The organism is Sphingobium sp. DN12 (assembly GCF_051058005.1).
GTDB lineage: Bacteria > Pseudomonadota > Alphaproteobacteria > Sphingomonadales > Sphingomonadaceae > Sphingobium > Sphingobium yanoikuyae.
The window spans coordinates 2,105,162-2,130,509 of record NZ_CP173717.1 but is presented as its reverse complement, the minus strand read 5'-3'; the positions used below and the strand labels follow the sequence as shown (position 1 = coordinate 2,130,509).

23 protein-coding genes, 1 tRNA gene and 2 pseudogenes are annotated in these 25,348 nt (G+C 63.9%); 18 read left to right on the top strand and 8 right to left on the bottom strand.

Annotated features, from left to right (window positions below):
• Window positions 1-82 precede the first annotated feature (82 nt).
• A complete protein-coding gene (locus ACI6S0_RS10010) occupies window positions 83-1,408 on the top strand; it encodes an NAD(P)/FAD-dependent oxidoreductase (RefSeq protein ID WP_434405709.1) in 1,326 nt (441 codons plus the stop codon).
• Window positions 1,409-1,809: 401 nt separating this feature from the next.
• On the opposite strand, the gene ACI6S0_RS10005 is transcribed toward ACI6S0_RS10010, so the two are convergent.
• Window positions 1,810-2,733 (bottom strand): phosphatase PAP2 family protein, encoded by a 924-nt coding sequence (locus ACI6S0_RS10005; RefSeq protein WP_434405708.1) that lies wholly within the window; start codon window positions 2,731-2,733, stop codon window positions 1,810-1,812.
• A gap of 336 nt (window positions 2,734-3,069) precedes the next feature.
• Between ACI6S0_RS10005 and ACI6S0_RS10000 the strand changes: the two genes are divergently transcribed.
• Together ACI6S0_RS10000 and ACI6S0_RS09995 are read left to right on the top strand one after the other, a co-directional pair.
• The gene (locus tag ACI6S0_RS10000) at window positions 3,070-3,315 is read left to right on the top strand and encodes a recombinase family protein (RefSeq protein WP_434405707.1); all 246 of its coding nucleotides are present in this window, start codon (window positions 3,070-3,072) and stop codon (window positions 3,313-3,315) included.
• A 41-nt stretch (window positions 3,316-3,356) separates the two neighbouring features.
• Window positions 3,357-4,117, top strand: a protein-coding gene (locus ACI6S0_RS09995; RefSeq protein WP_434405706.1) for an IS5 family transposase whose coding sequence is annotated in 2 segments (ribosomal slippage) — window positions 3,357-3,693 and window positions 3,693-4,117 — 762 coding nt in all. Because the reading frame shifts where the segments join, the coding sequence is not laid out codon by codon here.
• A gap of 12 nt (window positions 4,118-4,129) precedes the next feature.
• Here ACI6S0_RS09995 and ACI6S0_RS09990 read toward each other — a convergent pair.
• The 3 genes and pseudogenes from ACI6S0_RS09990 to ACI6S0_RS09980 all read right to left on the bottom strand — a co-directional run.
• Window positions 4,130-4,839 (bottom strand): annotated as a pseudogene (locus ACI6S0_RS09990) (IS5 family transposase); the annotation flags it as partial.
• Complete coding sequence (locus ACI6S0_RS09985) at window positions 4,742-5,389, bottom strand: recombinase family protein (protein ID WP_434405705.1); 648 nt, start codon at window positions 5,387-5,389, stop codon at window positions 4,742-4,744. The pseudogene ACI6S0_RS09990 and the gene ACI6S0_RS09985, both read right to left, overlap by 98 nt.
• Before the next feature lie 36 nt (window positions 5,390-5,425).
• Window positions 5,426-6,186 (bottom strand): annotated as a pseudogene (locus ACI6S0_RS09980) (IS5 family transposase).
• 326 nt (window positions 6,187-6,512) lie between these two features.
• Here ACI6S0_RS09980 and ACI6S0_RS09975 point away from each other — a divergent pair.
• Window positions 6,513-7,196, top strand: coding sequence for a hypothetical protein (locus tag ACI6S0_RS09975; protein WP_434405704.1), 684 nt, complete (start codon window positions 6,513-6,515; stop codon window positions 7,194-7,196).
• Here ACI6S0_RS09975 and ACI6S0_RS09970 read toward each other — a convergent pair.
• A tRNA-Met gene (locus tag ACI6S0_RS09970) sits at window positions 7,175-7,251 on the bottom strand. The genes ACI6S0_RS09975 and ACI6S0_RS09970 overlap by 22 nt on opposite strands.
• A 296-nt stretch (window positions 7,252-7,547) precedes the next feature.
• Between ACI6S0_RS09970 and ACI6S0_RS09965 the strand changes: the two genes are divergently transcribed.
• The 4 genes from ACI6S0_RS09965 to ACI6S0_RS09950 all read left to right on the top strand — a co-directional run bounded on the left by ACI6S0_RS09965 (window position 7,548) and on the right by ACI6S0_RS09950 (window position 11,633).
• A complete protein-coding gene (locus ACI6S0_RS09965) occupies window positions 7,548-8,957 on the top strand; it encodes a circularly permuted type 2 ATP-grasp protein (RefSeq protein WP_004212139.1) in 1,410 nt (469 codons plus the stop codon).
• A 91-nt stretch (window positions 8,958-9,048) separates the two neighbouring features.
• Window positions 9,049-9,981, top strand: a complete 933-nt coding sequence (locus ACI6S0_RS09960; protein WP_004212140.1) for an alpha-E domain-containing protein — start codon at window positions 9,049-9,051, stop codon at window positions 9,979-9,981.
• A 20-nt stretch (window positions 9,982-10,001) separates the two neighbouring features.
• Window positions 10,002-10,868 carry a transglutaminase family protein gene (locus ACI6S0_RS09955; RefSeq protein ID WP_434405703.1) on the top strand — a complete coding sequence of 289 codons (867 nt, stop codon included), beginning with the start codon at window positions 10,002-10,004 and terminating at the stop codon, window positions 10,866-10,868.
• A 27-nt stretch (window positions 10,869-10,895) separates the two neighbouring features.
• On the top strand, window positions 10,896-11,633 hold the full coding sequence (locus tag ACI6S0_RS09950) for a hypothetical protein (RefSeq protein WP_004212142.1): 738 nt from the start codon (window positions 10,896-10,898) through the stop codon (window positions 11,631-11,633).
• A gap of 15 nt (window positions 11,634-11,648) precedes the next feature.
• On the opposite strand, the gene ACI6S0_RS09945 is transcribed toward ACI6S0_RS09950, so the two are convergent.
• Complete coding sequence (locus tag ACI6S0_RS09945; RefSeq protein WP_434405702.1) at window positions 11,649-12,365, bottom strand: alpha/beta fold hydrolase; 717 nt, start codon at window positions 12,363-12,365, stop codon at window positions 11,649-11,651.
• A 201-nt stretch (window positions 12,366-12,566) separates the two neighbouring features.
• On the opposite strand from ACI6S0_RS09945, the gene trxB reads away from it, so the two are divergent.
• The 3 genes from trxB to ACI6S0_RS09930 all read left to right on the top strand — a co-directional run bounded on the left by trxB (window position 12,567) and on the right by ACI6S0_RS09930 (window position 15,044).
• Complete coding sequence (gene trxB / locus ACI6S0_RS09940; protein WP_434405701.1) at window positions 12,567-13,529, top strand: thioredoxin-disulfide reductase; 963 nt, start codon at window positions 12,567-12,569, stop codon at window positions 13,527-13,529.
• An 89-nt stretch (window positions 13,530-13,618) separates the two neighbouring features.
• Window positions 13,619-14,224, top strand: coding sequence for a glycine-rich domain-containing protein (locus ACI6S0_RS09935; protein ID WP_434405700.1), 606 nt, complete (start codon window positions 13,619-13,621; stop codon window positions 14,222-14,224).
• The gene (locus ACI6S0_RS09930; RefSeq protein ID WP_434405699.1) at window positions 14,205-15,044 is read left to right on the top strand and encodes a TIGR04222 domain-containing membrane protein; all 840 of its coding nucleotides are present in this window, start codon (window positions 14,205-14,207) and stop codon (window positions 15,042-15,044) included. The genes ACI6S0_RS09935 and ACI6S0_RS09930 overlap by 20 nt, the downstream gene beginning before the upstream one ends.
• Here ACI6S0_RS09930 and ACI6S0_RS09925 read toward each other — a convergent pair.
• Window positions 15,041-15,331 (bottom strand): acyl carrier protein, encoded by a 291-nt coding sequence (locus ACI6S0_RS09925; protein WP_434405698.1) that lies wholly within the window; start codon window positions 15,329-15,331, stop codon window positions 15,041-15,043. The genes ACI6S0_RS09930 and ACI6S0_RS09925 overlap by 4 nt on opposite strands.
• Before the next feature lie 27 nt (window positions 15,332-15,358).
• A complete protein-coding gene (locus tag ACI6S0_RS09920) occupies window positions 15,359-16,363 on the bottom strand; it encodes a GNAT family N-acetyltransferase (protein ID WP_434405697.1) in 1,005 nt (334 codons plus the stop codon).
• Window positions 16,364-16,411: 48 nt separating this feature from the next.
• Here ACI6S0_RS09920 and ACI6S0_RS09915 point away from each other — a divergent pair, with 48 nt between their 5' ends.
• The 7 genes from ACI6S0_RS09915 to ACI6S0_RS09885 all read left to right on the top strand — a co-directional run bounded on the left by ACI6S0_RS09915 (window position 16,412) and on the right by ACI6S0_RS09885 (window position 25,319).
• Window positions 16,412-17,959 (top strand): acyl-CoA ligase (AMP-forming), exosortase A system-associated, encoded by a 1,548-nt coding sequence (locus tag ACI6S0_RS09915; protein WP_434405696.1) that lies wholly within the window; start codon window positions 16,412-16,414, stop codon window positions 17,957-17,959.
• The gene (locus ACI6S0_RS09910) at window positions 17,956-19,188 is read left to right on the top strand and encodes a pyridoxal-dependent decarboxylase, exosortase A system-associated (protein WP_048936977.1); all 1,233 of its coding nucleotides are present in this window, start codon (window positions 17,956-17,958) and stop codon (window positions 19,186-19,188) included. The genes ACI6S0_RS09915 and ACI6S0_RS09910 overlap by 4 nt, the downstream gene beginning before the upstream one ends.
• Before the next feature lie 130 nt (window positions 19,189-19,318).
• Window positions 19,319-19,963 (top strand): XrtA/PEP-CTERM system exopolysaccharide export protein, encoded by a 645-nt coding sequence (locus ACI6S0_RS09905; protein WP_037507924.1) that lies wholly within the window; start codon window positions 19,319-19,321, stop codon window positions 19,961-19,963.
• Window positions 19,964-19,965: 2 nt separating this feature from the next.
• Window positions 19,966-21,486: an XrtA system polysaccharide chain length determinant gene (locus ACI6S0_RS09900; RefSeq protein WP_434405695.1), complete on the top strand. Its 1,521-nt coding sequence runs from the start codon at window positions 19,966-19,968 to the stop codon at window positions 21,484-21,486.
• Between the two features lie 14 nt (window positions 21,487-21,500).
• Window positions 21,501-22,439, top strand: coding sequence for an AAA family ATPase (locus tag ACI6S0_RS09895; protein ID WP_017499985.1), 939 nt, complete (start codon window positions 21,501-21,503; stop codon window positions 22,437-22,439).
• Window positions 22,436-24,040: a hypothetical protein gene (locus tag ACI6S0_RS09890; protein ID WP_434405694.1), complete on the top strand. Its 1,605-nt coding sequence runs from the start codon at window positions 22,436-22,438 to the stop codon at window positions 24,038-24,040. The genes ACI6S0_RS09895 and ACI6S0_RS09890 overlap by 4 nt, the downstream gene beginning before the upstream one ends.
• Before the next feature lie 58 nt (window positions 24,041-24,098).
• Entirely contained in the window at window positions 24,099-25,319 is a 1,221-nt protein-coding gene (locus tag ACI6S0_RS09885; protein WP_434405693.1) for an XrtA/PEP-CTERM system-associated ATPase, read from the top strand.
• Window positions 25,320-25,348: the final 29 nt, after the last annotated feature.

Sequence of the window (25,348 nt, the reverse complement as noted above, 5' to 3'; positions counted from 1 at the left end):
CGCTTTGCGACGCCGGGCGGCCTATTGCAATGCACAACCGGCGCGCCGGATCGCGATCCGCCGGCCCGTTGATCGAGGAGGAATGCGCTTGATCCGCGACAAGAAGACCCAGATCGTCATCGTCGGGGGCGGCGCCGCCGGCCTCGAACTCGCGCGCAAGCTCGGCGCCCGCTACGGCCGCAAGCGGCATGACATCATCCTGATCGATCGCAACCGCACCCATATCTGGAAACCGCTGTTGCACGAGGTCGCGACCGGATCGCTCGACGCCAGCCTGGACGAGGTCGGCTATCGCAGCCACTGCCATCGCTGGGGCTATCGCTATCTTTACGGCACGCTGCAGGGCATCGATCGAGCCGCGCGGCGGGTCCATATCGCGCCGGTGTTCGATCCCAAGGGGCGCGAGGTGGTGAGCGCCCATTCGGTGCGCTACGATTATCTGGTGCTGGCCTATGGATCGGTCACCAATGATTTCGGGACGCCGGGCGTCGCCGACAATTGCCTGTTCCTCGACAGCCGGGCCCAGGCTGACAGCTTCCGCGACCAGTTGCTCGACCATTGTCTGCGCGTGTCGCGCGCCATGTCGGCCGATCCCGCGTCGGATGCACGGGTGCGGATCGCGATCGTTGGCGGTGGTGCCACCGGGGTCGAACTGGCGGCCGAACTCTATAATGCGGCCGATGCGCTGGGCTATTATGGGCTGGAGGTGTTCGATCGCCAGCGGCTCGACGTCACCCTGCTGGAGGCCGGGCCGCGCATCCTGCCGGCCTTGCCCGACCGGCTGGCCGATGCCGCGCGGGAGGAACTGGAGGTGTTGGGCGTCAAGGTGCGCGCCGGCGTCGCCGTGACCGCCTCCACGCCCGAGGGGATGGAGACGAAGGATGGCGGCTTCGTCCCCGCCGATCTTCAGGTCTGGGCCGCAGGGGTCAAGGCGGCGGCGATCCGCGATGGCCTGGATGGGCTGGAACTGTCCCGCGCCGGCCAGGTGATCGTGCGCCCGACGCTACAGAGCCTGGCCGATGACCGCGTCTTCGCGATGGGCGATTGCGCCTCCTACACGCCAAAGGGCGCCGATCGGCCGATCCCGCCGCGCGCGCAGGCCGCGCATCAGATGGCCGACACGGTGTTTGCCAATCTCGGCCGGCTGATGGCCGATCGCCCGCTCAAGAGCTTCGTCTACAAGGATCATGGCTCGCTGGTGTCGCTCAGCCGCTATTCGACGGTCGGGTCGCTGATGGGCAGGCTGGTCGGCGGGCGCATGGCGGTGGAAGGGCGGCTGGCCCGCTTCGTCTATATGTCGCTCTATCGCATGCATCTGCTCGCCGTTCACGGCAACATACGCGGCCCCGCGCTGATCCTGGTCAGCCATATCAACCGCTTCGTGCGCCCCCGCCTCAAGCTGCATTGAGGCGCCGGGCGGCTGCGGCGGCAAGTGATAGGGCCATCGCTACAGTATTGCTGCGATCAAGTTGAGACGGGCGGCTGCCTGCGGCCTGGTCTGTCGCTTGAACGCGCCCTCAAGGGCCATTTTCGATGTCTTGGAAATGGTAGCGGAGGACCGTTTCGGTCGATCCCCCTGACATCAAAACTGCGGTTCTCGCTCAAATGTTGAAATGCTGCACCTGGTGAACAAAGCTGGACTGCTTGTCCGCCCTAAACTGGACCAGGAGTCTCCCCCTGGCACGAGTCGATTAGCGATCCAGGATCGACGGTATTGGGGGCGAACTGGCTGGTTTGGCGTTGACGGGGCGTCAATTTGCCATAAGCAATCCGATCATGACCAAGGAGCGGTTTGAACTCGCGTCGCCATCAGACCGCATTTTGCAGGGATAGACCGATATCGTGATATGTGGGCCTACGAGATACCGCATAGCTGATCCCAATGGCGACAGCCGCCACCCCCAGCCCGGCCACGACATCGATAAAATAGTGTCCACCGATGATAGGTGTCGAAGCCAGCATAAGCCCCTCCGCAAGCAGAATGGGCACTCGCAGCTTGCGCACCGGCCAACCGCCCCAGGCAAACAACAGACTGGTTGCAGCATGGAAACTGGGGAGAGAAATCAGGCCGTGCATTTCGGCGAGTTCGATAATCTTTATAGATCCATCGCGCAGCCCTTCAATGACCGGGATGTGTAGCAGGCCGGACCCTGGTGCTAGCGGATGCCCTGCCGGTAGCAGGTTGGCCGCCGCAGACCGAGCCGGAAACAGCAGCATGCAGATGTCGGTAATCACGAGCGCCAGCACGAATGCAGAAATAAAGCGATAGGCGCCCTTTATTTTGCCGGTCGATATAAGTGCGATTACGATGACCGACGGCATGATGAAGAATGTGTTATATGCAAATGCCAGAGCGTAATATAAAATGGGGTTTCCCGTTGTAAAAGCCCAATATGCTGGCCAACTAATCCCAATGGCGGCATCGGCCGCAAGGAATTCACTATCCCACCAACCAGTGCTCATTGCAGCCAGAGGGTAGGTTGAAATACTGGCTGTCGCCGAAGCCAGCGATAACAGCGCAAGGCTCTCCACGATCAGGATAGTGCGATTAAGTATCTGGTTCGTACCGGGTCTGTATGCATAACCGCACAGGATTCCGGTCAGGATCGAGATCGGCGGTCCCAACGGTATATTTTTGAAGGAAACGGATAGCCCAGTGGCATAAAGCAGGACCACACAGCACAGCCCGCCAAGGCCCAATGACATCAAGATAAAATAACGTTGCTCAGTCATGAAGAATCCCCCAGGTCGAACCGGTGAATAGGGTGCCGTCGTTAATTTCACGTTATTTCGCAATGCAGCCCATTTATTGACGCACAGAATACGACAGATTTTCCAGCAGAAGCGAACAAGCATCTATTGGTCGCTTCCTGTCAGGCAGCTTCTCAGGGAACAGACCAGCAATCCGACACCGTGCGGCTCCGGAACATTTCCAGGCGAAATACAGATATTGCCGATCGTGCTCGAAATCGACCGCTTACGATACAGTGACTGTATCGTAATATAGTTTGGCGGAATATTCGATACACCATATGTATCGATACGTCATTTCGATACAGGAAGTGAAGAATGAGCCGCACATTTGCCTATTGTCGGGTTAGCACTGCCGATCAGACGACTGACAACCAGGCCCAGGAGATTATGTCGGCTGACTTCGCCGTCGATGCCAAGCGCGTGGTGACTGAAACGATCTCCGGGTCAGTGGCGGCGATGGAACGCAAAGGCTTCGCCCGTCTGGTCGATAAGCTGGAAGCGGGCGACGTGTTGATCGTGACCAAGCTAGGCCGTAAACTCATAAAATGGCTTGAGGGTTGACCATTTGCGTGATTCAGGAGCCTCCAGATTTGGAGGGCTTGATGGCACGGCGGCGGTATGAACTGACAGATTGGGAATGGGCCATCATCGAGCCGTTGTTGCCCAACAAGCCGCGTGGCGTGGCGCGGGTCGATGACCGACGAGTGCTGAACGGGATCATGTGGCGTTTTCGGTCCGGCGCGACATGGGCGGAAATTCCCGAGCGCTATGGCCCATCGACGACCTGCTATAACCGGTTCGTGCGCTGGCGCAAAGCCGGGGTGTGGGACCGGATTCTGGCTGAGGTTTCCGCCGGATATAATGGCGAACTGGTGATGATCGATTCCACCTGCATGCGCGTCCACCAAAATGGTGCGACGGGCAAAAAGGGGGAAGCTACGATCGTGGCATGGGACGTCCCCGGGGCGGCCTCACCAGCAAACTCCACGCTCTTGTCGATGCTGACGGGCGCCCTGTCAGCCTGAGACTGACAGGCGGGCAGATTCACGATGCCTGCGAGGCGGAGGCGCTGATCGAAGCCATTCCCGAGGGTGCAACCCTGCTGGGCGACAAGGGGTATGACAGCAACGCCATCCGTGAAGCCGCTGCGGCCAGGAACGTCTGGGCCAATATTCCCAATCGATCCAACCGCAAGCAGCGCTTCGCCTTCTCGCCATGGCTCTACAAGCAGCGCAATCTTGTCGAGCGCTTCTTCAACCGCATCAAGCAGTTCCGCAGCATCGCCACCCGCTACGACAAGGATCCCGCCAACTTCCTCGCCGCCATCAAACTCATATGCGTTCGCCTCTGGTGCAACGCGTAATGAGTCTACGCGCTAGATCGCGTTGACAAAATGCTTCAACCATAGCCTTGCTGCGGCAAGGTTGAGGAAGCTGAGGTAGGATAGCGCGGTTTTCTCGAAGCGGGTTGCGATGCGGCGTTGGTGTTTGAGGAAGCCGAACATGCGCTCGACGCGGTTGCGATCGCGATAGCGGCGATAGTCGGAGTGCTCTGGTGACTTGCGGTTCGAACGCGGCGGTATGCCGGCAGGATGCTGTGCAGGAGCAGGTTCTCGCGGAAACGGTCGCCGTTGTAACCCTTGTCGGCGAGCAAGGCCGCAGGCTTTGGCACCGGCATGGCCATGAGGCTATCGACACCGCCGTAATCGGAAGCCTCGCCGCCCGTCAGGTGGAAGCCGAGAGGGAGGCCTTGATTGTCGCAGCGGGCGCGGACCTTGCACGTAAAGCCGCCGCGTGATCGACCAAAAGCCCCCCCCCCTTTTCCGTCCACGGCCGAAACATGACCGCGAACCGTGGTGCTGTCGATCATGTGCTGCCAGTCGTCGGTCAGGCCGAGATCGACCAGAGTTTGCAGCATGGCATCCCAGACGCCTTGCTCGGCCCAGCGCCGGAACCGGACGTAGACCGAGTTCCACTTCCCATAGCGCTCATGCATGTCGCGCCAGGGGCATCCAACTCGCAGGACGTGCAGCATTCCATTGAGACAGCGCCGGTTGTCTCCGGCCGGGCGAGCATGCCTGCCTTTCCAAAAGGCGGGCTTGAATCAGAACTTCACCGGGTTGGGAACCCCTTTTGTCAACGCGACCTAGCTTGCGGCGGGATTGGTCGTCACATCGCGGACGACCGCGCTCCATTGGAGGCTGGCGAGCGCGCGCTTCGGCAATGTCGCGGGCCGCGATCTCGACCTGGCTTAGCCCGGCTCGCGTTTTGAGCAAGACAGAGAAAGCATCATGCTGCCGCTCGCTTTTCCGCTCGCTGAATAGCTGCCCGGCTGACGTTGTATTGCTTTGCCAGAGCACCCAGGGATACGCATGCCCGGCGCTTGGCGTGATGTCGCTCTGCTGGTCGTCGGTGAGGCACTGTGGTCGTCCTAACAACGTGCCAGCCGCCTTTGCACGGGCGAGGCCGGACTGCGTTCGCTCAATCAAGAGGTCGCGTTCAAATTCCGCAACCGCCGCGATAACCGCCATGGTCATTTTTCCGGCCGGACTGGTGAGATCGACCCTGCCGAGTGCAAGGCAATGGACCCGCACACCCTCCGCTGCCAACTTCTGAATCGTGGTCCGCACGTCCATGGCATTGCGGCCAAGGCGATCTAGCGCGTAGACTCATTACGCGTTGCACCAGAGGCGAACGCATATGAGTTTGATGGCGGCGAGGAAGTTGGCGGGATCCTTGTCGTAGCGGGTGGCGATGCTGCGGAACTGCTTGATGCGGTTGAAGAAGCGCTCGACAAGATTGCGCTGCTTGTAGAGCCATGGCGAGAAGGCGAAGCGCTGCTTGCGGTTGGATCGATTGGGAATATTGGCCCAGACGTTCCTGGCCGCAGCGGCTTCACGGATGGCGTTGCTGTCATACCCCTTGTCGCCCAGCAGGGTTGCACCCTCGGGAATGGCTTCGATCAGCGCCTCCGCCTCGCAGGCATCGTGAATCTGCCCGCCTGTCAGTCTCAGGCTGACAGGGCGCCCGTCAGCATCGACAAGAGCGTGGAGTTTGCTGGTGAGGCCGCCCCGGGGACGTCCCATGCCACGATCGTAGCTTCCCCCTTTTTGCCCGTCGCACCATTTTGGTGGACGCGCATGCAGGTGGAATCGATCATCACCAGTTCGCCATTATATCCGGCGGAAACCTCAGCCAGAATCCGGTCCCACACCCCGGCTTTGCGCCAGCGCACGAACCGGTTATAGCAGGTCGTCGATGGGCCATAGCGCTCGGGAATTTCCGCCCATGTCGCGCCGGACCGAAAACGCCACATGATCCCGTTCAGCACTCGTCGGTCATCGACCCGCGCCACGCCACGCGGCTTGTTGGGCAACAACGGCTCGATGATGGCCCATTCCCAATCTGTCAGTTCATACCGCCGCCGTGCCATCAAGCCCTCCAAATCTGGAGGCTCCTGAATCACGCAAATGGTCAACCCTCAAGCCATTTTATGAGTTTACGGCCTAATAGCCTCTATCAGGGTGTCCGGACTTGAAATCGGGTCCGGATGGTCAAAGACCCTGACACTGGCAGGCGCGTGTCGAGGTCGAACGATGCGGCGGATTGGCAGGCATCCGACCTGGATGAAACCATCAGGGTTATATCCGATGACCTTTGGGACCGCGTCCAGGCAGTAAAATCGGATCGCGCGGTTGGCGAGTATAAACCGGGCCATGTGGTGCGAGCGCCCAAGCGCGTCCTGTCTGGCCTCCTTAAATGTGGCGCCTGCGGCGGTGGAATGGGCAGCAAAGGGCAGGTAAGACGCGCATTCACTGCACCCGACACGCTGAATCGGGCGACTGTTCGAGCCCTCGCTCATATTATCTCGATGATATCGAGGCGGACGTTATAGCGCAAATAGCTGGCGAGTTCCGCTCGCCTTGCGTCATTCAGGCATATATCGACGAGTATCAGCGCGAGACCAAAGCTCTCACTGCAACCATACGATCGGAGCGCGACGGTATCGAGCGGCGAATTGCAACGCTGGATGGCGAAGCTAGGCGGTCATTCGACCTGTTGGCGGCAAGAGTTGTTTCGGGTGAACGGGCCGAGCAGAAATTGCGCCATATCGAGGCCGAGATGGTCGCCCTCAAGGATAAACTTGCCCGCATCGAACAGCCCACCCCGGTGATCGCCCTCCATCCGACTGCATTGGTGTCGAATCTGGCCGCCATCGACACGCTGAGGAATGCGCTTGCGAGTGATGGTCAGAGCGAGGCCGCAAGGCTGCTGCGGGCGGTTATAGACAGTGTGACGCTCACCCCGACGGGGGAGGCAAAGCATCGGTGGACGCCGCCACCGCAGATCGGAATTTTAGGCAAGCTCGAAAGCCTTAATGGCGCTCCGGCTATCCCTTCCACATCTATCAGGGGGGTGAATGGTAGCGGAGGAGGGACTTGAACCCCCGACACGCGGATTATGATTCCGCTGCTCTAACCAGCTGAGCTACTCCGCCCCATGGGCCTCGCAGGGGGTGTTTCCCTGCGGTGAGGCGGCGCTATACGCAGGGGATGGACGGTGGTCAACGGGGCGATTGCAAAAATCTGCATTCTTTTTTGAGCGCCCCGCCAGAGGCCCCGTCGCGCGCTCGTTTGCGCGCGTAGAAACGATCGGCGCGACCTATTTCCGCAATCCTGACATCGACGAAGGAACGCTTTTTCCGCTCCGCCATTTTTGTCTTGCAATCGCAACGATGCGGCGCACTATTGTTGCAATGCACAACCGGCCGAGGGCCGAGGGAGGAACGACAACTTGCCCTTCCATGAAATGTTTGAGCCTGATGGTTCGCTGCGCCCCTGTTACGACGAAGTGCAGAAATGGGTGGAGCGGACAGGCATAGCCGGGCTCAATCGTCGCATGGATGAGGCGGAAGCGATCTTCCGGCGCATTGGCATCACCTTCGCCGTCTATGGCGAGGGCGGCGACCCCGAACGGTTGATCCCCTTCGATCTGCTGCCCCGCATCTTCACCGCCAATGAATGGCGCATCCTCGACAAGGGTATCCGCCAGCGCGCCCGCGCCCTCAATGCCTTCCTGCACGACGTCTATCATCGCGGCGAGATCGTGAAGGCGGGTATCATGCCGGCCGACATCATCTATCGCAACAGCGCCTATCTCGCCGAAATGGCGGACTTCACCCCGCCGGGTAAGGTTTATAGCCATATCGTCGGCATCGATATCGTGCGCACCGGGCCGGGCAGTTTCGAGGTGCTGGAGGATAATTGCCGCACCCCCTCGGGCGTGTCCTACATGCTCGAAAATCGCGAGATCATGACGCGCATGTTCCCCGAGCTGTTCGCGCAGGGCATGGTCGCGCCGGTCGACGATTATCCCGCCGAATTGCTCAAGAGCCTGAAGGAAGTCGCGCCGCCCGCCTGCAAGGGCGATCCGGTGGTGGTGGTGCTGACGCCCGGCTCGCTCAACAGCGCCTATTATGAGCATAGCTTCCTTGCCGACCTGATGGGCGTGGAACTGGTCGAGCCGGCCGATCTGTTCGTCGATAATGACCGGGTCTGGATGAAGACGACGCTCGGGCCCAAGGCGGTCGATGTCATCTATCGGCGCATCGACGACGAATATATCGACCCGCTGGTCTTCCGCCCCGACAGCCTGCTCGGCGTGCCCGGCATCTTCAGCGTCTATCGCAATGGCGGCGTGACGCTGGCGTCGGCGCCCGGATCGGGCATCGCCGACGACAAGGCGGTCTATATCTATGTGCCCGAGATGATCCGCTTCTATCTGGGTGAGGAACCGATCCTCGACAATATCCAGACCTGGCAATGCTCCAAGCCCGACGAAATGGCCTATGTGCTGGAGCATCTGCACGAACTGGTGGCCAAGGAAGTCCATGGTTCGGGCGGCTATGGCATGTTGATCGGTCCCAAGGCGAGCAAGGCCGAGGTCGAGGCCTATGCCGAGCGGATCAAGGCCAACCCCGGCGAGTTCATCGCCCAGCCGACGCTCGACTTGTCGACCGTGCCGACGCTCGGTCCGGCGAGCGTAGTCGGACGCCATGCCGATTTCCGTCCCTATTGCCTGGTCGGCAAGCAGTTGCGGCTGGTCCCCGGTGGCCTCACCCGCGTGGCGCTGACCGAAGGGTCGCTGGTGGTCAATTCCAGCCAGGGCGGCGGGGTCAAGGATACCTGGGTGTTGCAGGACTGATGGGCGCGACCGCCTCCTTCCTTCCGATTGCCCCTGATGATGCCGGGCCGGGCGCAACGACGCCGGCTCCCACGGTGAAAAGAGCCAAGACATGCTGAGCCGGACCGCCGAAAATCTCTTCTGGATGGCGCGCTATATGGAGCGCGCCGAAGCCACCGCCCGGCTGCTGTCGATGGGGCAGCGCATGGCGATCCTGCCGGGCGCGCATCATCGCGACGAATGGCGATCGGTCGTGCGCGCGACCGGGGCTGGGCATCAATTCCCCGACGGCGTGCCGGTGACGGAAAGCGATGTCGTGTCCTTCCTGATGCTGGACGCCGACAATCCCAGCTCGATCCGCTCCTGCCTGCTCAAGGCCCGCGCCAATGCCAAGTCGGCGCGCACCATGCTGACCCAGGACATGTGGGAGGCGCTGAACGACGGCTGGCGCAAGCTCGACAGCTATGACGTGGCCGAGGCCAAGGCGCAGCTGCCGGCGCTGATCGACTGGGTGAAGACCCGCGTCATGACCTTCCGCGGCGCGGCCCATTCGGGCCAGCTGCGCAATGAAGGCCATGACTTCCTGCGCTGCGGATCGGCGCTGGAGCGGGCGCAGATGACGCTGCGGCTGCTCGATGTGAAATATTATGTGCTGCTGCCCGAAACCGAGGTGATCGGCGGCAATCGCGACCATTATCAATGGACCTCGGTGCTTTATGCGCTGTCGGGCGCGCGCGCCTATCATCATGTCTATGGCGGCACCTATACGCCCTGGCAGATCACCGATTTCCTGATGCTCAACCGGCTGTTTCCGCGCAGCGTCGCCTATTGCTGCGATCAGCTCGCCTATCGGCTCAACCGGCTGGCCGGCTGGCACAATGCGCGCGGCACCTGTCATGACACGGTGAAGCAGTTGGTGAGCGAACTGGAAGAACTGGACGCCGGCGAGATTTTCCGCCGCGGCCTGCATGAAACGGTGCAGTACAGCCTCATGATGAGCAACCGGCTCGGCGTCGAAATCGCCGAAACCTATCATTTCGGCTGAAGGGGGAGGGGAAGCGCGCCATGAAATTGCTCGTCCGTCACCAGACCGTCTATGGTTATCCCGCCTCGGCCGGCCGCGTCGCCATGCGGCTGAAGCTGGTGCCGGTCGATACGCCGGGCCAGAAGGTCCATGACTGGCAGGTCAGCATCAATGGCGAGGCGCTGACCAATTTCCGTCCCAACAGCTATGGCGAGATGGAGGCGGTGTGGGTCCGCCATGACTGCCTCAGCGAGGCGGTGATCGTTGCCGAGGGGCTGGTCGAGACGCGCGAGACGCATGGCATTGGCGGTCTGCCGCAATGCCGGGTCGATGCCCGCTATTTCCTGCGCGACACGGCGCTGACCAGGGCGTCCGATGCGATCCGCGCCATGGTTGCCGCCCTGCCGGAAGGAGACGGGCCGCTGGCGCAACTCCATGCCCTGTCTGCCGCGATCAGCGATGCCGTTCAGTATCGGCCGGGCGTGACCGGCGCCGACACGACCGCGGCGCAGGCCTTCGCGCTGGGTGCTGGCGTGTGCCAGGATCATGCCCAGATATTCCTTGCCGGTGCGCGCCTGCTGGGCGTCCCGGCCCGCTATGTCTCGGGCTATCTGCTCGCGGCCGAGGGCGATCTGCTGCACGAAACCCATGGCTGGGCCGAAGCGCTGGTGCCGGGGCTGGGCTGGGTCGGATTCGATCCGTCCAATCGCGTCTGCGTCACTGAACGCTATCTGCGCCTGGCCAGTGGTCTGGATGCCGACGAAGCTGCCCCGATACGGGGCTCCGTTACGGTCGCGGGCGATATCAGCATTGACGCCGATGTCCGGATCGCGCAGGCGGAAGACGGAGTCGAGGAACGGCAATTGCAACGCCAGCAACAGCAGAGCACGCCCACGCCCCGCTCCTAGGGTAGAGATAAGCAGGACTTCGGGGCGATGACCTATTGTGTGGCGGTACGCGTGGACCAGGGGCTGGTCATGCTGTCGGACACCCGGACCAATGCGGGCATGGACAATATTGCCCGCTTCCGGAAAAGCTTCACCTATCATGTCGAGGGTGAGCGGGCGATCACCTTGCTCTGTTCGGGCAATCTGTCGATCACCCAAGGGGTGAAGACGATGCTGTCGCGCGCGATCCGCGAGGCGGAGAGCGACCCCGAGGTCGAAACCATCCTCAATTGCGACACGATGCACCGCGCGGCGCAGCTGGTGGGCGACGCGATGCGCACCATGCAGGGCCGCTATCGTGAGAGCATCGCCATGGACGGATCGGCCGCCAGCGCCTCGATCATGATCGCGGGCCAGCGCAAGGGCGGCAAACCGCGCCTCTATCTCATCTATTCGGCCGGCAATTTCATCGAGGCGACCGAGGACACGCCCTTCTTCCAGATCGGCGAGCATAAATATGGCAAGCCTATCCTCGACCGCATCATCCAGCGGGAGACGAGCCTGGAGGATGCGACCAAGGCGGTGCTGGTTTCGATGGATTCGACCCTGCGCTCCAACCTGTCGGTCGGCATGCCGCTCGACCTCACCGTGATCGAGACCGACACGTTCGACTTCCGCGTCCGCACCCGGATCGAGGCGGACAATGAGGAATTTGCGATGATCTCGCAGGGCTGGTCCGCCGCGCTGCGCAAGGGGTTCGAGGATCTGCCCAACGTCCTCGACTGAGGAGGAAGCGGGCCTTTAGCCCGCCACCTCCAGCAACATGGTCGCGACCGCTTCCGGCTCGGTGATCATCAGGTCATGGCCGGTATCGATCTCGAAATTGCGATGGCCGTCCAGCTGGCGGGCGCGGGCCTCCTCCGGGCTGTTCTGCAAGGCCTGGGTGCAATTGATATTGGTGCGCGGCAGGCGGAGGGCGGCATCGCCATTTTCCAGCCGTAGCGGCTGGGCGAAGCATTTCCACGGATGCGGCGTCAGCCGCGCCTCGGTCCAAGCGATGTCCGCCGGATCGGTGATGCCGAAGAAGCCCGCCATGCCGGGGAAGGGCCACATCACCAGTTCGATCCCGTCGACGGTGCGGCCCATGGCACGGGTCGGCTCCATCTGCGCGGGCGCCACTATTTCAAGCGATTCCCCGTCCCTGGGATGGGCGGCATCCAGATAAACCAGTTCGCGGATGCGCTCGGCCGCGCGATCGGCGACGCCGGTGATCACCATCCCGCCATAGCTGTGCCCGACCAGGATGACATCCTCCAGTCCCTCGAACGTCATCAGCGCCACCACATCCTGGATATGCGTGTCGAGATCGATGTCGGCGTTGAGCAGATGGGCGCGCTCGCCAAGGCCCGTCAGCGTCGGGCAATGCACCTCATGCCCCGCCGCGCGCAGCCGCCGGGCGACCTTCTGATAGCACCAGCCGCCATGTCCCCCGCCATGTACCAGCACGAATGTCGCCATGCTCGGTCTCTCCCATTATCTATCGATCCGCCATTTGTGATATATTGTGGATCATAAGGCAACGCGACTTGCGCATCGCCTCGGCGATGCTGCGCCTCAACCTTTGGCCGTCCCAAGCAAATCTCCTGCCCAACTCCTGCTTGCGCGGGGGCTGGCAGGGCCTATCTCTGGCGGCCACACGAATCGCAGCTGGAATTATCGATGACCGCCACCCACTCCACCCGCATGCTCATTCTCGGTTCCGGCCCGGCCGGCCTGTCCGCCGCCATCTATGGCGCGCGCGCGGGCCTGGCGCCGATCGTCGTGCAGGGCATGCAGCCGGGCGGCCAGCTGACCATCACCACCGACGTCGAAAATTATCCGGGCTTCAAGGATGTGATCCAGGGCCCCTGGCTGATGGAGCAGATGCAGGCCCAGGCCGAACATGTCGGCGCGCAGATGATGTATGACCAGATCGTCGACGTCGACCTGTCCGAACGGCCCTTCAAGTTGAAGGGCGACAGCGGCACCCTCTATGTCGCCGACACGCTGGTCATCTGCACCGGCGCCCAGGCCAAGTGGCTGGGCGTCGAGGGCGAGGAGCATCTGCAGGGCAAGGGCGTCAGCGCCTGCGCCACCTGTGACGGCTTCTTCTATCGCGGCAAGAAGGTCGTGGTCATCGGCGGCGGCAACACCGCGGTCGAGGAAGCGCTTTACCTCACCAACCACAGCCATGACGTGACCCTGATCCACCGCCGCGACTCGCTGCGCGCGGAAAAGATCCTGCAGCAGCGCCTGCACGCCCACCCCAACATCAAGGTGCTGTGGAACAAGGCGGTCGACAAGTTCGTCGGCGGCGGCGCGCCCGAAGGTCTGGTCGGCGTCGACCTGATCGACACCGTCACCGGCGAGAAGTCGCATGTGCCGACCGATGGCGGATTCGTCGCGATCGGCCACCACCCCGCGACCGAATTGTTCGACGGCAAGCTGCCGCTCGATGAAGGCTATATCGTGGTGGAAAAGGGCACGACCCACACCGCCATTCCCGGCGTGTTCGCGGCCGGTGACGTGACCGACAAGATCTATCGCCAGGCAGTGACCGCAGCCGGCATGGGCTGCATGGCCGCCCTCGACGTCGAACGCTTCCTCGCCGAAGCCGACTTCGAGCAGCTGGTCGAAGCGTAAGCTGCCAGCACCGGATTATTTGGCGCCCGCCTGTCGCGCGCTTTGGATGCCTTGCACCTGATACTCTATCATGTTAGTAGAGAATTTAGATGCAAGGCGTCATCCGTCTCTACGGTCCGCCACAGGACCATGTAATTTGGGCAGCCCTCTCAGGGTATGAGATAGGTCCGCCCGACGCGGCCTTTTCCTTCACTGCGCGGCTGGCGCGCGAAAATGGCTGGGCCGTCGCTTATGCGGCGCGGGTCGTGGAGGAATATAAGCGCTTCTGCTTTCTGGCCGTGACCGGGGCGGATCAGCAGACCCCATCCGACGCGGTCGACCAGGCCTGGCACCTCCATCTCACCTACACGCGCGATTATTGGGAGCGCTTCTGCCCCCATATATTGGGCCGGCCCCTCCATCATGAGCCGACCAGGGGCGGGCCAGTGGAGCAGGGGCGCTTCTTCGACCAATATGCCCGCACCCTGCACCGTTATGAGCAGGTCTTTGGGACAAGTCCCCCGGCCGATATCTGGCCCGGCGCGGCGCAGCGCCTGCTGGACGATCCCAGGGCCCGGCGGGTCCATCCCCGCAACGCCCTCATCCTGCCGCGATCCGTCCTCCGCCCTGCCTCCTGGTTGGCGGTGCTCCTCGCCCTGCTTCTTATCCTCCTCTGGACCGGAAAGGCGTTTCATCATGCCCCTTGGCCCCTTTGATTGGACCGGCGGCTCCTTCCTTGCCCTTTATGCCGGCCTCCTCGTGCTGGCGCTTGTCGCGGCCATCAGCATCCCGCGCCGCCTTCGCCCGCAAGGGCGCTGGCAAAGGCTGACCGACCCGGACGAACTGGCCTATCTCGCGGGCGGGCCGGTCCGCTTCGTCGATGCCGTGGTAGCCCGGCTGCTGACCAATGGAGACATGTCGCTCCATGACAGGCGCAAGCTGCTCGCCCGACATCCGGGGCAGGGGCGTACCGCCGCCGAAATGCGCCTGCTGGCCTTGCCGGGGCCGGTCGGCTGGGGGCGCATTCGGTCCGAAATCATCGACTATGCGCAACCTGTTCGCGCTACGCTGGAGCGCAAGGGCGCGATGCTGGACGCGGCTGAGGTGCTGCGCCTGCGCCTGCTGGCCACCTTGCCTTTCGCAGCACTGTTGCTGTTCGGTGCGATCAAATGGCAGATCGGCCTGGCCCGCGACAAGCCGGTCGGCATCCTCGTCATCTTTCTGATCGCCACGCTGGTCTGCGCCGTCATTCGCTTCGCCATCGTCGACCAGCGCACGCGCGAAGGCATCGCCACACTGGAGGCGGCGCGTGCCAAAGCAGAGCGGCTGCAGCGCGCACCGGTGACTGAGGAGATGGCGTTGGCCGTCGCCCTGTTTGGAACGACGGTGTTCGTCGGCTCAAGCTGGGCGGGCTACCATGAGCTGCGCCGGGCAGGTGGATCGGATGGCGGCGGCAGCAGCGGCAGCGATTCGTCGCCAGGTGACGGTAGCTGCGGCGGGGGAGGCTGCGGCGGTTGCGGTGGTGGTGGCGATTAAGCGCCCAACTTGGCGCGCAGGAAGGTGACCAGCGTGCCGAAGGTCTCGAACGTGTCGCCGTCGATATCCTCATCCTCGATCAGGATGTCGAAGCGATCTTCCATCTCGGTGAGCAGGCCGGCGACGGCCATCGAGTCCAGCTCGGGCAGGGCGCCGAACAGCGGCGTGTCGGCCTCGAACCCATCGGCCCGCTCCTGCGACAGGCTCAGTACGTCGCGCAGCAGCGCCCGCACCAGGGTTTCGATATCGTCTGTCCGGTCGACCGGCTGAGTGGATTGCGCCCGCATGATGGCGGCTATCTAATGGCTCGCTGCCTATCCGACAAGCGCGGAAATGCAGGTGCGCGCGGCGGGAATCCAGCTGGATGCGCGGCGCGGATTGAACAGGTCGATCTGATGGAGGGGAATGCGCTCGTCCATCCATTCGCGCTTATAGTCATTGTCACCGGTGCCATAATCGATCGTCGCGACCCGGTCCTGGTCGATGGCGTGGGCGAACATCGCATGGCTCAGCAAGGTGCCGGGCGATCCTTCGTCCTGAGCGCTGTCATGGGCCAGCTTGTGGATCAGCGCCGTGCCATGTTCCACCGTCCATAATTGGGTCGCCACGGCGCGGCCGTCCAGACGGGCAAAGCCCAGTCGCAAGGTGCCGGCATCGCTTTCCCGCTGCGCCAGGACGCGCAGGAAGTCGAGGCCAGGCTCGGGCGCCTTCCAGCTATGCGCCTGCACATCGACATAATCCTGCCACAGCGCGTTGGTCAGCTTGTCATGGATGCTGAGGTCATAACGGCCCAGTCGGGCCTTGCGCCGCACCTGGTTGCGCAACCGGCCGGGACGCTGCGCCCAATAGGTTGCGAAATCCCGGCCATCGACGTGCAGCAGATATCGGCCGCCCATCGGCCGTTGCACCGCGAACCAGCCGGCGCGGCGAAAGGCGCCGATCAGTGGGCCGGGCAGGGCAAGCGGATAGAGGTTGATCTGCGCCTGTTCGCGCAGAAGATGGCGGGCGATATTCTCCAGCAGCCGGGCCTGTTGCCGCGCGTCCGGCGCCCCCAGGAAAATCGGGCTCCAGGCGAAACTATACCAATTGGCAAGGGCAGTTAGGCGACGAGCCGAGGGCGCGAGAAGGAACAACCAGGCCTCGCAGGCGTCCTCTGTCTGTTGGAACGCCCTGAGCGGGGTGTCGCCAAGGCAAAGGGGGTGCAATGTTTCAAACCAGTCCAGCCGGTCGAACAGGCTGTCGATATGGGCGCGGTCCATCCGGCCGCCGATCGCCGACCGCACTTCCGACAGCGTCCGATATTCCCTTGGGACCAGCAACCTATTATCTCCCGGCACCTTAGCTGCCCTTAGGACCTAATTCTGGACATGACGTTAAGCGACCCCCTGTTGGCTTCCAAGGCGCCAATCGACGATGCCGATGTGCAGCCGATAGACCATCTGCTGCTGCGTGGCGATCCGGAACGGCCGGCGCTGGCGGGGCGGTCGGGCGCGCAGGATTATGCCGAACTGGAACAGGCCCTTGGTCGCCTCGCAGGATGGCTGGCGGGCTTTGGGCTCGCGCCCGGCGCGCGGGTGGCGAGCTGGGTGGCCAAGGGGCCGGTCGCGGCGCTGATGCCGCTCGCCGCGCCGCGCGCGGGGCTTGTCCATGTGCCCGTCAATCCGCTGCTCAAACATGCGCAGGTCGCCCATATCCTGGCCGACAGCGGCGCGGCGCTGCTGATCGGCACGGCCAGCCGCCTGTCGACGCTGGCACCCGGCGATGTCCCGGCCGGCTGTCATCTCCATCGCGAGGATGATGCGGCCGCGGGGATGAGCGGCGGGGCGGCGTTGCCGCCGTCCGATGCCGCGCCCGATGCTCTGGCCGCCATCCTCTACACCAGCGGATCGACCGGCCGGCCCAAGGGGGTGATGCTCAGCCATGCCAATCTCTGGCTCGGCGCGGTGTCGGTGGCCCATTATCTGGGTCTGGCGCCGGAGGACCGGACGCTGTGCGTGCTGCCCTTCAGCTTCGACTATGGCCAGAACCAGCTGCTTTCCACCTGGTATGCGGGCGGCTGCGCTTATCCGCTCGACTATCTGACCCCGCGCGACGTGGTGAAGGCGGTCGATCGCTGGGACATCACCACCCTGGCCGGGGTGCCGCCGCTCTGGGTACAACTCACCGAACTGGACTGGCCGGCGGAGATCGCGACCAAGCTCCGGCGCCTGACCAATAGCGGCGGGGCATTGACCCGGCCGCTGGTCGCGCGGCTGCGTGCGCTGTTCCCGCAGGCCGATCTCTATCCCATGTATGGCCTGACCGAAGCCTTCCGCTCCACCTATCTGCCGCCCGCGCTGGTTGACAGTCACCCGGATTCGATGGGCGCGGCCATTCCCTTTGCCGAGATATTGGTGGTCCGCCCCGACGGCACGCTGGCCGACGATGACGAGCCAGGCGAACTGGTCCATGCCGGCCCGCTGGTGGCGCAGGGCTATTGGCAGGATGCGGCGCGCACGGCCGAGCGCTTCAAGTCGGCGCCATCCGCCTCGCGGCATGGCGGCACGGCCGTATGGTCCGGCGACACCGTCCGCCGCGACGCGGATGGGCTGCTCTATTTCGTCGGCCGCGACGATGCGATGATCAAGTCGGCCGGCAATCGCATCAGCCCCACCGAGATCGAGGAGGCGGCGGTCGCCGTTCCCGGCGTGGCGGAGGCTGTCGCTCTTGGCGTCAGGGATGAGCGGCTGGGACAGGCGGTGCTGCTGCTGTTGCGCGCCGCCGATCCCGATATATCCGTGGCTGTTGCCGCCCATCTGAAGGCCGAACTGCCCAATTTCATGCAGCCGCGCGAGACGCTAGTGCTTGCACAGTTCCCGCGTAACCCCAATGGCAAGATCGATCGAGTCGCGCTGGCCAAGGAGTATGCGTCATGAAGCCCATGGGCCCCATTCCCGCCTGGTTCGCCGAGGAAGAAGGCATGCTGCTGATCGGCGGCTGCGGCGCGGCCAGCCTGGTCGACGAAGCGGGCGACACGCCGCTGTTCGTCTATGACATGGGGATCATCGAGGCGCAGGTGCGTCGCTTCCGCGAGGCGATCCCCAAGCGGATTGATCTTCATTATGCGATCAAGGCCAACCCCTATGCGCCGCTGCTGGCGCGCATGGCGGGGCTGGTCGACGGTTTCGACATCGCCTCGGGCGGCGAACTGGCGATGGCGCTGGAGGCCGGCATGGACCCGGCGCGGATCAGCTTTGCCGGGCCGGGCAAGCGCAATGACGAACTGGAAGCCGCCATCCATGCCGGCATCACCATCAATCTGGAGTCCGAGGGGGAGGGCGCGCGCGCGCTGACCGTGGCGGAGCGCCTGGGGAAGGTGCCGCGCCTCGCCGTGCGGGTGAACCCGGATTTCGATCTCAAAGGGTCCGGCATGCGCATGGGCGGCGGCGCCAAGCCCTTCGGCGTCGATGCCGATCGCGCGGCCGCGCTGGCGCGTGCGATGATCGATGGTGGCGCGGACTGGCGCGGCTGGCATATCTTTGCCGGCAGCCAGGCGCTTGATCCGATGGCGATCATCGAGACCCAGGCGGCGACCATCGATCTGGCGGCGCGCCTGTCCGATGCCGTCGGCGCTGCGCCACCGCTCGTCAATCTGGGCGGCGGTTTCGGCATTCCCTATTTTCCCGGTGATGAGCGGCTGGACATTCGGCCGATCGGGGTCGCGCTCGACACCGCGCTCAACGCGCTGCCCGACATCCTGACCGACAGCGCATTCGCGATCGAGCTGGGCCGCTGGCTGGTGGGGGAGGCTGGCATCTATCTGACCCGTGTGGTCGATGTGAAGCAGAGCCAGGGTGAAACCTTTGTCGTCGTGGATGGCGGCCTGCATCATCAACTGGCCGCCAGCGGCAATTTCGGCACGGTCGTGCGGCGCAACTATCCGATTGCGGTGGCCAACCGCTTCGGGCGCGAACCGACCACCCAACCGGTCAATGTCGTGGGCTGCCTTTGCACGCCGATCGATCGGCTGGGCGAAAAGGTGGCGCTGCCGCCAGTCGATGTCGGCGATTTCATCGCGATCTTCCTTGCCGGTGCCTATGGCGCGTCGGCAAGTCCCGCGGCCTTTCTTGGCCACCCAAGTCCTCGTGAACTATTACTTGGCTAATCCATGTCCGACAGCAGGCCTAACCCTATCTTTACCCTTTTCCGGCATGACGAGGATGAAGCCATGGGCCTGCACGCGATCATTTTTTCCGGTCGCGCGTCGGCTATGATGGTATGAAGGGGTGAATTTTATGCGTTTCCAGCGGATTTCCAGGCTCCTGATCGGTGCATCGCTGCCTGCGGTGGCCCTGTCGGGCTGCGCTTCGACCAGCTCCGCGCCGCAGCTTCCCCCCGCATCCTTCGTCGCGACCCAGGAGGGGCCGGGCGAGGAATATATCATCGGTCCGCTCGACAATCTGACCATCTTCGTCTGGCGCAACCCGGAACTGGGCGCCAAGGTGCAGGTGCGTCCCGATGGCCGCATCACCACGCCGCTGATCACCGACATGCCGGCCGTCGGCAAGACGCCCAAGATGCTGTCGGACGATATCAAGCTGGCGCTGAGCCAATATATCGAAAATCCGCTGGTGTCGGTGATCGTCGACAATTTCTCCGGCACCTACAGCCAGCAGGTGCGGATCGTCGGCGCGACCGAAAAGCCGGCCTCCATCCCCTATCGCGCGAACATGACGCTGCTTGACGCCATGATCTCGGTCGGCGGCCTCAGCGAATATGCGTCCGGCAATCGCGCCCGGCTGGTCCGCTTCGACAAGGCCAGCGGCAAGCAGAAGGAATATCAGGTCCGCATCGGCGACCTGCTCAAGAAGGGCGACACCAAGGCCAATGTCATGCTGGCGCCCGGCGACGTCATCATCATTCCCGAAAGCATGTTCTGATCATGGCGGGTCTGTACGACGAACTGCAGGTCCTCCTCCACGGCATATGGAGCCGGCGCTGGATCGCGCTGGCCGTGGCCTGGGGCGTGTGCATGCTTGGGTGGCTGGGCGTATCGCTCATTCCCAATGGCTATGAATCCAAGGCGCGGGTCTATGTGAACACCCAGTCGCTGCTGGAGGACAAGATCGGCATCACCCAGGTCCAGTCCCAGCAGGATCTCGACCGGGTGCGCCAGACGCTGCTGAGTGCGGAAAATCTGGAAAAGGTCGTGCGCGGCACCGACCTTGCCCAGACCATTTCCGGGCCGCGCGACGTGGCGGGCAAGATCACCACCCTGCGTGAGCATATCACAGTGCTGGCCCAGGCGGACCCCAGCATGATCGACATCAGCGCGACCTCGGCCGACAGTGGCCTGTCGGATGGCGCCAATGCCCGCATCGCCCAGCAGGTGGTGCAGAAGCTGATCGACATCTTCCAGGAAGAAAATCTGACCGGCGGCCGCACCGAAACCCGCCAGAGCCTGGCCTTCCTCGACCAGCAGATCGCCGGTCGCGGCAAGCAGCTCGAAGCGGCCGACAAGCGGCGCGTCGAATTTGCCCAGCGCTATGCCGGCGTGCTGCCGGGCGCCGGCACGATCAGCCAGCGCATGGATGCGGCTCGTCTGGAGATCAACAATATCGATGCCCAGCTGGTGCAGGCGCAGAGCGCGCTCAGCGCAATGAACGGCCAGCTCGCCGGTACTCCGGCGACCCTGCCGGGCGTGGCGGTCGGTGGCGGTGCATCCCCGCTGGCCCAGGCCCAGGCCGAACTCGCCGGCATGCGCGCGCGCGGCTGGACTGCCAGCCATCCCGACGTGATCGCCGCCCAGCGGCAGGTCGACAATCTGCGTCGCCAGGGCGGCGCCAGTGGCGCGGCCGCTGCCGGCACGCCCAATCCCGCCTATCTGTCGATCAAGTCGATGCAGGCGGAGCGCGCCGCCACCGTGCAGGCGCTATCGACCCGCAAGGCGCAGCTTCAGGCCGATCTCAACACCATGACCGCGCATCAGATCGATGAGCCGGGCGTGGCGTCCGAACAGGAAAAGCTGGATCGCGATTATGCTGCGCTCCAGACCCAATATGACAAGCTGCTCGCCGACCGCGAGGAAATCCGCCTGCGGGGCGATGTGAAGACCGAAACCGGTGCGGTGCAGTTCAGCGTGCTGCAGCCCGCCAGCCTGCCGACGGCGCCGGCTGCACCCAACCGGCCGCTGTTGCTGCTGGGCGTGCTGATCCTCGGCATCGGCGCCGGCATTGGCGTCGCCTTCGCGATCGGCCAGCTCAAGGGCACCTTCCCGACGGCCGCCCGTCTGGAACGGGCCGTGGGCATTCCGGTCGCCGGGTCGATCACCCAGGTCGCCAGCACGGCCCAGGTCGCTCTCGACAAGCAGCGGATGAAATGGTTTGCGGGCGCCAGCGGCGGCCTGGCTGCCCTGTGTCTGTTGTTGATCGTCGTCGAATTCATCCAGCGCGGTACGGCGTGAAGGAGCCTGATCCCATGAACCAGCATAGCCCCATCAAGGGCCGCGGCTCGCTGATCGAACGCGCCACCGAGATTTTCGATTTCCAGGCGGCCCTGCGTGGACGCGCAGCACCGGCCGTCGATGTGCCGGCCGATGCGCCGCCACCGCCGCCGATGTTCGATCCCGCGCCGCCGGCGCCGGCCCCGGTCATGTCCGACGAGGCGCCGATCTTCCGTGCCCAGGCCTGGACCAGCCCGGCCCAGCCGGTCGATCGCGACCGACTGACCGAAGCCGGTTTCCTGGTGCCCGGTGCGCCGGTCACCGCGATGAGCGAGGAGTTCCGCCTGCTCAAGCGCGGGCTGCTGACCCATCTTCAGGACAATCCGCGCGGCAACCGCATCCTCCTCTGTTCGCCCCATAGCGGCGAGGGGAAGACCTTCTGCGCGATCAACCTGGCGCTCAGCCTGGCGGCCGAACAGGATCGCGAGATTTTGCTGGTCGATGCCGATTTCGGCAATCCGGGCATCCCTGAAACGCTGGGCCTGCAGGCCGGGCCGGGGCTGATGGACGCGCTCGCCGATCCGCTGGTCGCGATCGAGGATTGCGTGCTGCGCACCGACATTCCCTCGCTCTCGGTCCTGCCGGCGGGCCAGCGCAGCCATGCCGACACCGAATATCTTGCCTCGGCGCGCACCGAAATGCTGCTGCAGCGGCTGACCGAGGGTCGGCCCGATCGCATCATCGTGTTCGATTCGCCGCCCTTGCTCGCGGCCTCGCCCGCCGCCGTGCTGGCCAGCCATGTCGCGGTCGCGCTGCTGGTCGTACGGGCCGACAAGACGTCGGAAAGCGCGCTGCGGGAGGCGGCCGCACTGCTCAAGGGCGGGGCGCAGGTCCAGTTGCTGCTCAACGCCGTCCGCTACACCGGCGGCGCCCGTCGCTTCGGTTCCTATTATGGCAAGGGGGAGGCGGGATGACCGCGCGCGCCCTGATCGCCGGCACCTCGCTGCTGGTGCTTGCCAGTGTCAGCGCACCGGCGCTGGCGCAAGGCACGCCTGCGTCGACCAGGAAGGTCGATGTCACGCCTTATCTTGGTATCGACCAGGTGGTGATGGTGCCGCTCAAGGGCGACGGCGATGTCGTGACCTACACCAATCTCACTGCCGGCGTGACGGTGGAGGTCCAGACCCGTCGGCTCAATGCGGCGGCGGACGTCCAGTATATGCACAGTTTCGGCTGGGGCCACGCGACCGATTCCGACGTGCTGAGTGGGATCGCCAATGCCGGCTACAAGCTGACCCCCGAACTCACCCTGCAGGCCGGTGGCATCGCCTCGCGCGTGCGGACCGACGGCTATTCGGGCGCTGCGACGATCGACAACCGTTTTACCAGCCAGATCTGGGGCGGCTATATCGGGCCCAGCTACGCCACGAAGGTCGGCGATCTCGACATCAAGGCTTCCTATCGGCTGGGCTATGCCCGCGTCGATGATGATGTCGATGTGAATGTCCCCGGCGCCGCGATCGCCAATGGCTCCTTCGCACAAAGCTGGTCCCATGACCTGAATGGCTCCGTCGGCTTCGCGCCGGGCACGATATTGCCGGTCGGCCTGACCGCCAGTGCCGGCTATAGCCGCGAGGATGCCAGCCAGCTCGATCAGCGGTTCGAGGATGTCTGGGGTCGGGTCGATGCGATCATGCCGGTCTCGCCCACGGTCGCGCTGCTCGGCGGCATCGGCTATGAGGATATCGAGATCAGCCAGCGCGCGCCCTTGCTGGACGAGGATGGCGTGCCGATCATCCGCAACGGCCGCTATGTCACCGACAAGAGTTCGCCGCGCGAACTTTATTATGATTTCGGCGACCTGATCTGGGATGTGGGCGTGCTGTGGCGGCCCAATCGCCGCACGTCGCTCAAGGCGACGGTGGGCGAACGCTATGGCGGCATGTCCTATCAGGGCCAGTTCACCTGGCAGGGCCGCAACAGCAGCATCGGCATCGCCGTGTTCGACGGCATTGAAAGCTTCGGCCGGATGATCACCGCGGACGCTGCGGCCTTTACCGGCACCAACCTGATCGTGCCGCGCAACCCCTTCACCGGCGATCTCACCGGCTGCGCCTTCTCGCCGACCGGCGGGGGCGAATGTTTCAACGATGCGCTGGCCGGCATCACTGGCGCCAATTTCCGTTATCGTGGCGTCGCCGGCCAATATTCCACCCGGCGCGGCCCCTGGGGCTTTGGCCTTGGCGGCGGCTATTCCAACCGCAAGTTCATCACGCCGACGACCCAGAGCGTGCTGATCAGCGGCACCCGCGACCAGAATTGGTATGGCAATGGCACCGTCACCTACGCGTTCAACGATCGCGATTCCCTGGATACGGCGGTCTACATCAATTATTTCGATGCCAGCGGCGCGCGCGCCGATGTCTTGAACTATGGTGCCTTCACAAGCTATTTCAGGGGCTTGACCAGGAAACTTACGGCATCGGCTTCGCTCGGCGTCGATGCGGCGAAGGCGGATGATTTTGACACGCTGATCAACGCGATGGGCCAGGTCGGCCTGCGTTACAGCTTTTAAGGAAATTCGGGCTATAACGGCGTCTATGCGACGCCGGTCGGCCGGATGGAGACGACAGATGTACGATCAGTTCTATGGATTGCAGGGGCGCCCGTTCCAGCTGACGCCGGACCCGCATTTCTATTTCGAGAGCACGACGCATCGCAAGGCACTGTCCTATCTGGGCTATGGTCTGGCGCAGGGCGAGGGCTTCATCGTCATCACCGGCGACATCGGCGCCGGCAAGACGACGCTGGTCGGCCATCTGATGAGCACGATCGATCCGGCGCGCCTGACCGCGACCAAGATCGTGTCGACCCAGGTCGAGGGCGACGACATGCTGCGCCTTGCCGCGCAGAGCTTCGGCTTGGCCACCGACGGCGTCGCCAAGGCGCAGATATTGCGCCAGATCGAGGCCTATCTTCAGGGGCAGGCCCGTGCCGGCCGCCGCTCACTGCTGATCGTGGACGAAGCGCAGAACCTGCCGGTCTCGGCGATCGAGGAACTGCGCATGCTGTCCAACTTCCAGTTGGGCGGTCAGTCGCTGCTGCAGATCTTCTTGCTCGGTCAGCCCGAATTTCGCGATCTTGTCCGCTCGCCGGAGCTGGAGCAGCTGCGCCAGCGCGTGATCGCGACCCATCATCTCGACCCGATGCTGCCGCAGGAGGTCGAACCCTATATCAGCCATCGCCTGACGCTGGTCGGCTGGACCGGCAATCCCTATTTCACCGACGATGCGCTCGACGCCATCTATGCCGCCACCGGCGGCGTGCCGCGTCGCATCAACGCGCTGGTCAGCCGCGTGCTGCTGCTGGGCGCGCTGGAGCAACTGACCGAGATTGACGGGCAGGCGGTCCAGGCGGTGATCGAGGATATGGGCGTGGACGAGGATGTCAGCGCCGAACCGATCGCGCCGTCCGTGCTGGATATTGCCGGCGAAACCGCGCCGGAACCGATCGCACCGGCCAAACCGGTCGCCGCTGCCCCCGCACCGCAGGCGGTCGCCTGGCAGGCGCCGGCGCAGCCCGATCTCGTGTCACCGGCCGTGCATGAGGAGATTGAGGCGCTGCGCGCCGAGATCGCTGCCCTGCGCGCGATGCAGAACCACGCCTCCTACGCCGCGCCGACGGTCGATCCCGAAGCGCTCAAGGGCTGTTTCGCCCTGATCGAGGAGCGCCTGTCGGGCCTTGAATTCCGCGTCGAGGAACAGGATGCGGCGCTGCGCCGCGTGCTGACCCTGCTGGTCGACTGGGTCGAGCGCGACGAACGCGCCGCCGATCCGGAGCGCAACGCCGCCTGATCGCGTCCGCGCGGCAACACCGGGACAAG

Bases quoted from the DNA above. Each gene is read 5' to 3' on its own strand.
- ACI6S0_RS09895 (WP_017499985.1), top strand. From the start codon at position 21,501: ATGAACCAGCATAGCCCCATCAAGGGCCGCGGCTCGCTGATCGAACGC.
- ACI6S0_RS09910 (WP_048936977.1), top strand. From the start codon at position 17,956: ATGAAGCCCATGGGCCCCATTCCCGCCTGGTTCGCCGAGGAAGAAGGC.
- ACI6S0_RS10000 (WP_434405707.1), top strand. From the start codon at position 3,070: ATGAGCCGCACATTTGCCTATTGTCGGGTTAGCACTGCCGATCAGACG.
- ACI6S0_RS09915 (WP_434405696.1), top strand. From the start codon at position 16,412: ATGACGTTAAGCGACCCCCTGTTGGCTTCCAAGGCGCCAATCGACGAT.
- ACI6S0_RS09905 (WP_037507924.1), top strand. From the start codon at position 19,319: ATGCGTTTCCAGCGGATTTCCAGGCTCCTGATCGGTGCATCGCTGCCT.
- ACI6S0_RS09935 (WP_434405700.1), top strand. From the start codon at position 13,619: ATGCAAGGCGTCATCCGTCTCTACGGTCCGCCACAGGACCATGTAATT.
- ACI6S0_RS09950 (WP_004212142.1), top strand. From the start codon at position 10,896: ATGACCTATTGTGTGGCGGTACGCGTGGACCAGGGGCTGGTCATGCTG.
- ACI6S0_RS10005 (WP_434405708.1), bottom strand. From the start codon at position 2,733: ATGACTGAGCAACGTTATTTTATCTTGATGTCATTGGGCCTTGGCGGG.
- ACI6S0_RS09900 (WP_434405695.1), top strand. From the start codon at position 19,966: ATGGCGGGTCTGTACGACGAACTGCAGGTCCTCCTCCACGGCATATGG.
- ACI6S0_RS09960 (WP_004212140.1), top strand. From the start codon at position 9,049: ATGCTGAGCCGGACCGCCGAAAATCTCTTCTGGATGGCGCGCTATATG.
- ACI6S0_RS09930 (WP_434405699.1), top strand. From the start codon at position 14,205: ATGCCCCTTGGCCCCTTTGATTGGACCGGCGGCTCCTTCCTTGCCCTT.
- ACI6S0_RS09955 (WP_434405703.1), top strand. From the start codon at position 10,002: ATGAAATTGCTCGTCCGTCACCAGACCGTCTATGGTTATCCCGCCTCG.
- ACI6S0_RS09890 (WP_434405694.1), top strand. From the start codon at position 22,436: ATGACCGCGCGCGCCCTGATCGCCGGCACCTCGCTGCTGGTGCTTGCC.
- ACI6S0_RS09985 (WP_434405705.1), bottom strand. From the start codon at position 5,389: ATGGACGTGCGGACCACGATTCAGAAGTTGGCAGCGGAGGGTGTGCGG.
- ACI6S0_RS09925 (WP_434405698.1), bottom strand. From the start codon at position 15,331: ATGCGGGCGCAATCCACTCAGCCGGTCGACCGGACAGACGATATCGAA.
- ACI6S0_RS09975 (WP_434405704.1), top strand. From the start codon at position 6,513: ATGTGGCGCCTGCGGCGGTGGAATGGGCAGCAAAGGGCAGGTAAGACG.
- ACI6S0_RS10010 (WP_434405709.1), top strand. From the start codon at position 83: ATGCGCTTGATCCGCGACAAGAAGACCCAGATCGTCATCGTCGGGGGC.
- ACI6S0_RS09885 (WP_434405693.1), top strand. From the start codon at position 24,099: ATGTACGATCAGTTCTATGGATTGCAGGGGCGCCCGTTCCAGCTGACG.
- trxB (WP_434405701.1), top strand. From the start codon at position 12,567: ATGACCGCCACCCACTCCACCCGCATGCTCATTCTCGGTTCCGGCCCG.
- ACI6S0_RS09945 (WP_434405702.1), bottom strand. From the start codon at position 12,365: ATGGCGACATTCGTGCTGGTACATGGCGGGGGACATGGCGGCTGGTGC.